This window comes from Bordetella petrii, assembly GCF_020991325.1.
Lineage (GTDB): Bacteria > Pseudomonadota > Gammaproteobacteria > Burkholderiales > Burkholderiaceae_B > Bordetella_A > Bordetella_A petrii_E.
In genome coordinates, this window is record NZ_JAJMLX010000020.1 from 21020 (window position 1) to 30152 (window position 9133).

Sequence of the window (9133 nt, forward strand, 5' to 3'; positions counted from 1 at the left end):
GCGGAATGAGCCCATTATAGGGATCCGCCGGAAATCCGTTCGATGCCGGCCAGGTCGCGCCGGCTGGCAACCTGGCGGAAGCCGGTGGCGGACAGCAACTGCCGTACCGCCACGGCCTGGTCCCAGCCGTGCTCCACCCACAGCGCGCCGCCGGGGCGCAGCCGGCCGACCGCGCCCGTAATAATGGCGGACAGGTCGCGCAGGCCGTTGGCGCCGTCGGTCAGGGCGCCGCGCGGCTCGAAGCGCAGGTCGCCCCGCCCCAGATGCTCGTCGTCGCTGGCGATATAGGGCGGGTTGGAAACAATCAGGTCATAGCGCGCGCGCGGCGGCAGCGCGTCGTACCAGCAGCCCTGGGCGAAATCCACGCGGGCCCCCAGCCGGGCCGCATTGCGCACCGCCACCTGCAGCGACGCCGCGCTGACATCGGTAGCGGTAACGGATACCTGCGGCGCCCCCAGCGCGATCGACACGGCAATGACACCGCTGCCCGTGCCCAGGTCCAGCACGGCGGCCTCGGGGTTGTCGGCCAGCCAGCCCAGCGCCGTTTCCACCAGCAGCTCGGTATCCGGGCGGGGAATCAACACGTCGGGCGTCACCGCGAAATCGTGGCCCATGAACTCGCGATGCCCCACCAGGTAGGCCATGGGCTCGCCCGCCAGCCGGCGCGCGGCCAGCGCCTGGTATTGCTGGGCCTGCCAGGGCTCGATGGGGTCGGTATCGTGCGCCAGCATCCAGGCATGCGGCTTGTGCAGCACATGTTCAAGCAGCATGCGCGATTCCAGCCGCGGCAGGCGCGGGTCGCGCAAGAAAGCCTGCAGGATGATGGAGTTTTCCACCTTAAATATCATCCCCCAGCGCCGCCAGCTGCTCGGCCTGGTGTTCGGCGATCAGCGCGCCGGTCAGTTCTTCAAGGTCGCCTTCCATGATCTGCTGCAGCTTGTACAGCGTCAGGTTGATGCGATGGTCGGTTACCCGCCCCTGCGGGAAGTTGTAGGTGCGGATGCGCTCGGAACGGTCGCCCGAGCCCACCAGGCTTTTGCGCTCGGCTGCTTCCTTGCTTTGGCGCTCGCGCAGTTCGCGGTCTTTCAGGCGCGCGGCCAGCACCTGCATGGCCTTGTCCTTGTTGCGGTGCTGGGAACGGTCGTCCTGGCATTCCACCACCAGCCCGGTGGGCAGGTGGGTAATGCGCACGGCCGAATCGGTCTTGTTGATGTGCTGCCCGCCCGCGCCGCTGGCGCGGAAGGTGTCGATGCGCAGGTCGGCCGCGTTGATCACGATTTCGCCCACGGCATCGGCCTCGGGCATCACCGCCACCGTGCAGGCCGAAGTATGGATGCGGCCCTGGGCCTCGGTGGCCGGCACGCGCTGCACGCGGTGCGCGCCCGATTCGAACTTCAGCCGCCCATAGGCGCCATCGCCGTCGATGCGCGCGATCACTTCCTTGTAGCCGCCCAGTTCGGACGGGCTTTCCGACATCAGCTCGACGCGCCAGCCGCGCTGCTCGGCATAGCGCGAATACATGCGCAGCAAATCGCCCGAGAACAGCGCGCTTTCGTCACCGCCGGTGCCGGCGCGGATTTCCAGGAACAGGCTGCGGCCGTCGTCCGGGTCGCGCGGCAGCAGCAGTACCTGCAATTCGGCCTCGAGCGATTCCAGGCGTTCCTTGGCCGCCTTGATTTCTTCTTCGGCCATGGCCTTCATGTCCGGGTCGCCCAGCATTTCCTGCGCGGTGGCCAGGTCGTCTTCGGTGCGTGCGAACTGCCCCCAGGCCATGGCCAGGGGTTCCAGCTCGGCGCGTTCGCGCGACAGCTTGCGGAAGCGGTCCATGTCGGCAGCGGTATCGGGTTCGGCCAGCAAGGCGTCTACCTCGATCAAGCGGTGGGACAACTGCTCCAGCCGGCTGCGCATGGAAGATTTCATAGGGAAGACCAGATTGAGGTAGTGCGGATTAGCGGAATGCGGGCGCCCGGAAAGCGAACGCCCGCCGGGAGGCGGGCATTGCGGCAGCAGCGCTAACGGCGCGAATCGCGGCCCGGGAACAGGCGCGGCATCCAGGCGAGCAGTTGCTTGCGCTCGTCGGCATCGCTGCGGTTCAGCGCCGCCAGCGGGCCGTGCAGGTACTTCTGGGTAAGGCCGTGCGCCAGTTGGTCGAGCACGGCTTCGGGCGATTCGCCGCGCGCCAGCAGGCGGCGGGCACGCTCGAGTTCGGCGGCGCGCACGTCTTCGGCGGCCTGGTGCAGGTCACGGATGACGGGCACCACTTCGCGCGACTGCATCCAGTGCATGAAGCCCTGGACACGCGTTTCGATGATGGCTTCGGCCTGCACCACGGCCGCCCGGCGCGCGTCGGTGCCGCTTTGCACCAGCTGGCCCAGGTCGTCGACCGAATACAGGTAGACGTCGTCCAGGCGGCCGACTTCGGGTTCGATATCGCGCGGCACGGCCAGGTCGATCATGACCATGGGGCGGTGGCGGCGCAGGCGGGTAGCGCGTTCGACCAGGCCCAGCCCCAGGATGGGCAGAGAACTGGCCGTACAGGACACGATGACGTCGAATTCGGCCAGGCGTTCGGGCAGATCGACCAGCTTCATGGTGCTGGCCGCGAAACGGCCCGCCAGGGTTTCGGCGCGTTCGGCGGTACGGTTGGCCACCACCATGCTACGCGGGCGCTGCGCGGCGAAGTGCGTGGCACAGAGTTCGATCATTTCGCCCGCGCCGATGAACAGCGTGCGGGCTTCGCCCAGGTTGCCGAACACCCGTTCGGCCAGGCGCACCGCGGCGGCGGCCATGGACACGGAATGCGCGCCGATGGCGGTTTGCGAACGGACTTCCTTGGCCACCGAGAACGTGCGCTGGAACAGTTGATGCAGCAGCGTGCCCAGCGAACCGGCTTCGCCGGCCGCGCGCACGGCGTCTTTCATCTGGCCCAGGATTTGCGGTTCGCCCAGCACCATGGAATCGAGCCCGCTGGCCACGCGGAACGCATGGCGCACGGCGTCGTCGTGCTGGTGGCGGTACAGGTGCGGCACCAGCGCGCCGGATTCGATGCGGTTGTGGTCGGCCAGCCACGCGGGCAGTTGCTCGGCCACGTGCGCTTCGGCGGCGCAATAGACTTCGGTGCGATTACAGGTGGACAGAATGGCCGCTTCGCGCACCGAGCCGCCAAAGGCCGAGCGCAAGCCTTCCAGCGCCGGCCGAACCAGGTCGACCGGCATGGATACGCGTTCGCGCACCGACACGGGCGCGGACGTGTGATTCAGACCGAAAGCGAGTACAGCAACGGACATGGGATGCGGGCCAGCACCGCCCGGACGAAGCACGGCGCATTTGTAACATTGAGTCTATGAAATTATACCCCTAAGGGTAATCCCGGGGTAGAGCTTCTGAACCGCGCCCGGTCAAGGCCGGGCTATGCCCGCCTGCACGGTTCCTGAAAATTGTGTATAGTTGCGGACTTCGTTGGCCTGGTAGCTCAGTTGGTAGAGCAGCGGATTGAAAATCCGCGTGTCGGTGGTTCGATTCCGCCCCAGGCCACCACGAATTCAATGCCCAGCCTTCATGGCTGGGCATTTTCATTTGTGGGTCAGGGGTGCGACGGCAAGCGGGCCAAGCTCGGCATGGGGCCGCGGACGCAAATGGCTTCCAGGGAAACCACCATGCACGTCTTCGTCTCCCGCACAATGTCAAAACAGCCTGAACGCGCGGAATGACAAGGCAGGCAGCCTTTACGCCGCAATGGCCTGGGCCAGCTTCTGGATAGAAAGCGGCGCGCAGCCCTCGGCATCATTGCTGACTGTCACATAGGCGGCCTGGCCCGCGCCTGTGATCCCGCGTATCGTGCGCGCCAGCACCGCGCGCGTGTGGGGATCCTCGCTAAGGATGGCATTGAACGGATCATGCTTCTTCTGCGCGTCGGCATAACCATACGCGCCGAAAATGCGATTCAGATTCCATCGGCAGACCAGCGGCCCCGGCCATAGCGCGCGCAGCATGGGCAGTTGCTCCTCGATCGGCGGCATCTTGCCATGCAGGCCCAGGCAGAAAGTGGCGCCATGCGCCTTGAGCGTGTCAACCAGCGCCTGGCCCAGTAGTTCAGGGTCCCGGACCTCGACCGCGACAACCACAGCGTCATGCGCCGACAAAGCCTGCCGGACAGCCGCCAGCATGCGGCCCAGTTTCTCCAGTATCGATGCCGGGCGGCTCAACCAGCCCCAGGGCAAGGGGCTTAGCTGGAACACCAGAACGCCGAGCTTGGCACCCAGGCCCTCGAGCGCCGGCTGCACGAAATCTTCGATGGCCTGGGACGGATCGAGAAAACCCGGATTGGCCTCGCGCGCCTTACCTTCCTCGCTGCGCACCTGGGCGTCGGTGACGCTGGCGGGACATTTGACGACGAAACGGAAGTCGTCATCGACCTGCCCCGCATAAGCGGCGTACTGGCCGGCCGTCAACGGGCGCCAGAAAGTGCGGTCCACACAAACCGTGCGCAGCAGCGGGTGCCGATGGTAGGCGCCCAGTCCATGCTTGGACAGCGTGCTTGAATCGTATTCCCCATCCCAGACCAGCCCATCCCAACCCGGATACGACCAGGTAGAGACCCCGAAACGCAGCTGCGCCGATAACTGTCGCGCCAGCGCGCGCCAACTGTCCCCCGCAGGAGCGGGAAGCACCTTGGCCATGCTTCGCAGGGCGGAGATTGCCGGACTCGCATCAGATGCCGCATTGGTCGGCAGGGGGGCCGGAGATTGGAGAAGCGCGTCTCCGAAAAGATCATCTTGCATGCTGGTAATTGCTCTCTTTGAAAGCAATGTAAAGGAGATCGGTGGCCACGGGCAATGCGCCATGGCTCCTCCCGCTTGGTTCGCGCGTTCAGCCGCTTGGCGAAAAGTCCACCATTTGGACGTAAGGGTGTGAACCCGGAGCCCAACCAGGCGTCATCCCTCGCGGCGCGCCATCAACCGCTCGATCTCTTCATCTTTGGCCTGCCATTGCCGGCCCAGCCAATGGTGGAATTCTGCGCGGAACGCCTTGTCCCGGGAATAGTCCGCGTCGCAGAATTCGGGGGGTACCGGCAACTGCCGGATGCGCACGGCCACGGGCCCGGCGCGGCCGCATGCCAGGTCCCAGAAGCTGGGTACCCGTTCCGGATAGGCAATGGTAACGTCGATCATCGAACGAAAGCGTTTGCCCATGGCGTTCAATGCCACTGCCAGGCCGCCCGCCTTGGGCTTGAGCAGATGCTGGTACGGCGAAGACTGCGCAACGCGCTTGGCCTGGGAAAAGCGGGTGCCTTCCACGAAAACCATCACGCTGGTGGGTACCAGCGTGAATTTCTGGCATGCACGCCGCGCGGCTTCGTGGTCCTGCCGCCCCAAGGCCGGATTGCGGCGCAGTTCGGCCTTGCCGTGGCGCTTCATGAACGGAAAATCCAGCGCCCACCAGGCCAGGCCGATGACCGGCACGTAGATCAGTTGACGCTTCAGGAAGAACTTCAGCAAGGGAATGCGCCGGTTTAGCGCCTGCTGCAACACGAAGATGTCTACCCACGACTGATGATTGCAGTTGACCAGATACCATTCGGCGTAGCGCAGCCCGGTATTGCCCTGGATATCCCACGGGGCCGGCTGGATCCGCTCGAACCAGCCGGCGTTGCCGGAGACCCAGGCTGTAGCAATGGCGTTGAGCAACGGATCGACGCGCCGCCGGACCGCAGGGAGCGGCAGCATCAGCTTGAGCAGCGCCACGGGAAACAGCAGCAGACACCAGAACAGCGTGCTGGCAGCGAGAAGAATGCTGCTGATCACGCCGGTTACCCATGCAAACCGGCCGCGCGGCACCGGGAATGCGCGGCGTTGCCGCAGGGTTTCGCCAATTTCGTGCGTATTGCCTTTTGCGGCAGCGGCGGCACGGGCCGCTTCTGAATATTGATCTGGAGCAGTCATGGACGCCAGTGTGCGACCCCCGGACCTGGAATGACCTGCGCAAAATCAAAGCCGTGCGCGCTACGACCAGCCTGCCCGGTAAACGGGCATAAGCAGGCCCGATTCGGGTGAAAAACGGGGACGCGGTATTATTTTCCGTACTACCCAGGGAACCCAGCCGCTCGGCGGCAAATGCCGCTTGATTGCGCGGCATACCCGATTCAGGCTTGTTGAAGATCTTCTTGCAAAGGATCACCGCCATGAATAGCAACGGTCAGTACAGAAGCGTGTCCCAAACCATAGGCTGGATAGTCCTGCTTGTTATTGCGCTCTATTCGCTGCTAGGCGGCATCTGGCTGGCGGCGCTGGGCGGCTCTTGGTATTACGCCCTGCTGGGCATCGTGCTGCTGGCAAGCGCGGGATATCTACGGCGAAACCGCGGGGCGGGCCTGTGGCTTTACGCGCTGGCCCTGGCAGCCACGCTGGCCTGGGGGGTATGGGAGGCCGGCGCCGATTTCTGGGCACTGGCGCCGCGCTACGGGCTGCTGTTCCTGCTTGGCCTGTGGCTGTTGCTGCCGCCGGCCACGCGTGGCTTCGCCGCGCCGCGCCCAGCCAAGGCCGCCATCGGAGCAATCATGGCGGGCATGCTGGCCGTGCTGGGCTATGGCATCTTCAACGACCCGCAGGAAATCAACGGCACACTGACCCGCGCGCAGCCAGCCCAGGCGCGGCCCGTGCCCGGCGTGGCCGCCGAAGACTGGCCGTCCTACGGACGTACCGAAGGCGGCGTCCGCTACTCGCCGCTGGCGCAGATCAACAACAGGAACGTCAAAGATTTGCAAGTGGCATGGACTTATCGCACGGGCGATTTCCGTACCGACAACGATTCCGGCGAGACCACCAATGAAGTCACGCCCATCAAGGTCGGCAATAAGCTGTTCCTGTGCACGCCGCACCAGTTCCTGGACGCGCTGGACCCTGCCACCGGCAAGCGCCTGTGGCGCTACGACCCGAAGCTGAAATCCGACAAGACCTTCCAGCACCTGACCTGCCGCGGCGTGGCCTACCACGACGCCGGCAACGCCGAGCGGTTTCCGGCCAGCCAGGCCAAGGCCGGCAGCGGCGCGTCGTCGATGTGCCCGCGCAAGGTGCTGCTGCCCACCAACGATGGCCGCCTGATCGCGGTGAATGCCGACAACGGCCAGAAATGCAGCGACTTCGGCAACGACGGCGAGATCGACCTGCAGAAAAGCATGCCCCATGCCTATCCCGGCGGCTACAACCCCACTTCGCCGCCGGTGGTGACCGCGACAACCATCGTCATCGGCGGCTCGGTGACGGACAATTTTTCGAACAAAGAGCCGTCTGGCGTGATTCGCGGCTACGACGTACATACCGGCGAACTGAAATGGGTGTTCGACACCGGCGCGGAAGATCCGAACGCCATGCCGGGCGAACACACCCAGTTCGTGCACAACTCGCCCAACGCCTGGGCGCCGCTGGCGTACGACGCGCAGGCCGACGTGGTCTACATCCCGACCGGCGTGGGCACCCCCGACATCTGGGGCGGTGACCGCGAGCCGCTGAAAGAACGGTACGCCAACGCCATCCTGGCACTGGACGCCACCACTGGCCGCCTGATCTGGCACTTCCAGACCACGCACCACGACCTGTGGGACATGGACGTGCCGTCACAACCCTCGCTGATGGACGTCACGCTGGCAAGCGGCCAGACCGTGCCGGCGATCTATGTGCTGACCAAGACCGGCAACGTGTTCGTGCTGGATCGCCGCGACGGGAACCCCGTGGTCCCGGTGACGGAGAAGACCGTGCCGCAGAGCGTGGCGCGCGGGCCGCAGACCCGCGGCGAGCATTACGCGCCCACGCAGCCGTTCTCGGCCCTGAACCTGGCGCCGCCAGAGAAGCTCACCGATAAGGATATGTGGGGCGCCACGATGCTCGACCAGCTGATGTGCCGCGTGATATTCAAGCGTTTGAACTACGACGGCATCTACACACCGCCATCCGAGAACGGCACGCTGGTGTTCCCGGGCAACCTGGGCGTGTTCGAGTGGGGCGGCATGTCGGTGAACCAGGACCGCCAGGTGGCGCTGATGAACCCGATCGGCCTGCCATTCGTTTCCAAGCTCATTCCGGAAGACCCGAACCGCCCCATGCGCGAGAAAGGCGCGGGCACGGAAAGCGGCGTGCAACCGATGTACGGCGTGCCGTACGGCGTGGAGCTGAATCCTTTCCTGTCGCCACTGGGGCTGCCGTGCAAGGCGCCGGCCTGGGGCTATGTGGCCGGCGTCGATCTGCAGAGCCATGAAGTGGTGTGGAAAAAACGCATCGGCACCATCCGCGACAGCCTGCCGCAACTCTTCCAGCTGCCGCCGCTGAAGATCGGCGTGCCGGGCCTGGGCGGCCCCATGTCGACCGCCGGCAACGTGATGTTCGTGGCGGGTACCCAGGACAACTACCTGCGCGCGTTCGACGTGAGCAACGGCAGCCTGTTGTGGGAAGGCCGCCTGCCCGCCGGCGGCCAGGCCACGCCCATGACCTATGCCGTGGACGGCAAGCAATATGTGGTGATCATGGCCGGCGGCCATGGCTCGTTCGGCACCAAGATGGGAGATTATCTGGTGGCCTATGCCTTGCCGGATTGAAGATGCAAGGGGGTTCAGGTGTCAGGCTCCGCAGGAGCCGGACACCTGGCGACAGCATTTCCTGCCGTCAGCCTGCCGGCTGGCGCAGCATCTTCACGATGGATTGCGCCTCGTCGACGCTGTTCAGCGGCACGGGGAACGTACCGCCTTCATAAGCGGCCCCAATGTTCGGCACCGCAACGACCTGGCTGCGCACGCTGATGATCAGGTAGTTTCCCAGCGCTTCGCGGGTCACCTTCGCCAGCTTGGCCGCGCCTTGCTGATTGAAATCGAAGCGCAGGAAGACCTGGCCGTTCTTGGCCTGTACCGGCACCACTTGCTGCAGGTCCGCCTGCGTGAATACTGGCTGCGGCACGGCATAGAGGCTGGTGCCGGGATTGACGGCCACGCGCGCCAGGCCTTCGGCCGGCCGGGCCTGGGCCAGGTGGAACGCAATAAGCGGCGCGGTGTTGCCGGCGGCCTGCTGCTGCGGTTGCGGCGTCGATTGGCTGGCTGCGGTGCGCGGCGCCGCGGCCGCGTCGGCATTGGTACGCCCGGGCGCGGTCT

Annotated in this window: 7 protein-coding genes and 1 tRNA gene; 2 read left to right on the top strand and 6 right to left on the bottom strand. The window is 65.5% G+C overall.

All coding sequences use genetic code 11. The features are described from left to right. Window positions 1–14: 14 nt before the first annotated feature. The 3 genes from prmC to hemA all read right to left on the bottom strand — a co-directional run bounded on the left by prmC (window position 15) and on the right by hemA (window position 3287). Window positions 15–848 carry a peptide chain release factor N(5)-glutamine methyltransferase gene (prmC, locus tag LPZ50_RS03965; RefSeq protein ID WP_419195562.1) on the bottom strand — a complete coding sequence of 278 codons (834 nt, stop codon included), beginning with the start codon at window positions 846–848 and terminating at the stop codon, window positions 15–17. After that, the gene (gene prfA, locus LPZ50_RS03970) at window positions 838–1920 is read right to left on the bottom strand and encodes a peptide chain release factor 1 (protein ID WP_230657817.1); all 1083 of its coding nucleotides are present in this window, start codon (window positions 1918–1920) and stop codon (window positions 838–840) included. Before prfA ends, prmC begins: the two co-directional genes overlap by 11 nt. 92 nt (window positions 1921–2012) lie before the next feature. Then, window positions 2013–3287 (bottom strand): glutamyl-tRNA reductase, encoded by a 1275-nt coding sequence (gene hemA, locus LPZ50_RS03975; protein WP_230657819.1) that lies wholly within the window; start codon window positions 3285–3287, stop codon window positions 2013–2015. Window positions 3288–3461: 174 nt separating this feature from the next. On the opposite strand from hemA, the gene LPZ50_RS03980 reads away from it, so the two are divergent. Then, window positions 3462–3537: transfer RNA gene (locus LPZ50_RS03980), tRNA-Phe, on the top strand. A gap of 188 nt (window positions 3538–3725) precedes the next feature. Here LPZ50_RS03980 and LPZ50_RS03985 read toward each other — a convergent pair. Then, window positions 3726–4781 carry a DUF72 domain-containing protein gene (locus LPZ50_RS03985; protein ID WP_230657821.1) on the bottom strand — a complete coding sequence of 352 codons (1056 nt, stop codon included), beginning with the start codon at window positions 4779–4781 and terminating at the stop codon, window positions 3726–3728. 153 nt (window positions 4782–4934) lie between these two features. Continuing rightward, complete coding sequence (locus LPZ50_RS03990) at window positions 4935–5837, bottom strand: acyltransferase (RefSeq protein WP_329957638.1); 903 nt, start codon at window positions 5835–5837, stop codon at window positions 4935–4937. Window positions 5838–6181: 344 nt separating this feature from the next. Here LPZ50_RS03990 and LPZ50_RS03995 point away from each other — a divergent pair, with 344 nt between their 5' ends. Then, window positions 6182–8587, top strand: a complete 2406-nt coding sequence (locus LPZ50_RS03995) for a glucose/quinate/shikimate family membrane-bound PQQ-dependent dehydrogenase (RefSeq protein WP_230657824.1) — start codon at window positions 6182–6184, stop codon at window positions 8585–8587. A gap of 67 nt (window positions 8588–8654) precedes the next feature. Here the strand turns inward: LPZ50_RS03995 and LPZ50_RS04000 are convergent. Further along, the coding region (locus LPZ50_RS04000; protein WP_230657828.1) for a SecDF P1 head subdomain-containing protein at window positions 8655–9133 on the bottom strand (479 nt) is incomplete at its 5' end.

Coding starts and splice junctions, on each gene's coding strand:
- prmC (WP_419195562.1), bottom strand. CDS start 848: ATGATATTTAAGGTGGAAAACTCCATCATCCTGCAGGCTTTCTTGCGC.
- prfA (WP_230657817.1), bottom strand. CDS start 1,920: ATGAAATCTTCCATGCGCAGCCGGCTGGAGCAGTTGTCCCACCGCTTG.
- hemA (WP_230657819.1), bottom strand. CDS start 3,287: ATGTCCGTTGCTGTACTCGCTTTCGGTCTGAATCACACGTCCGCGCCC.
- LPZ50_RS03985 (WP_230657821.1), bottom strand. CDS start 4,781: ATGCAAGATGATCTTTTCGGAGACGCGCTTCTCCAATCTCCGGCCCCC.
- LPZ50_RS03995 (WP_230657824.1), top strand. CDS start 6,182: ATGAATAGCAACGGTCAGTACAGAAGCGTGTCCCAAACCATAGGCTGG.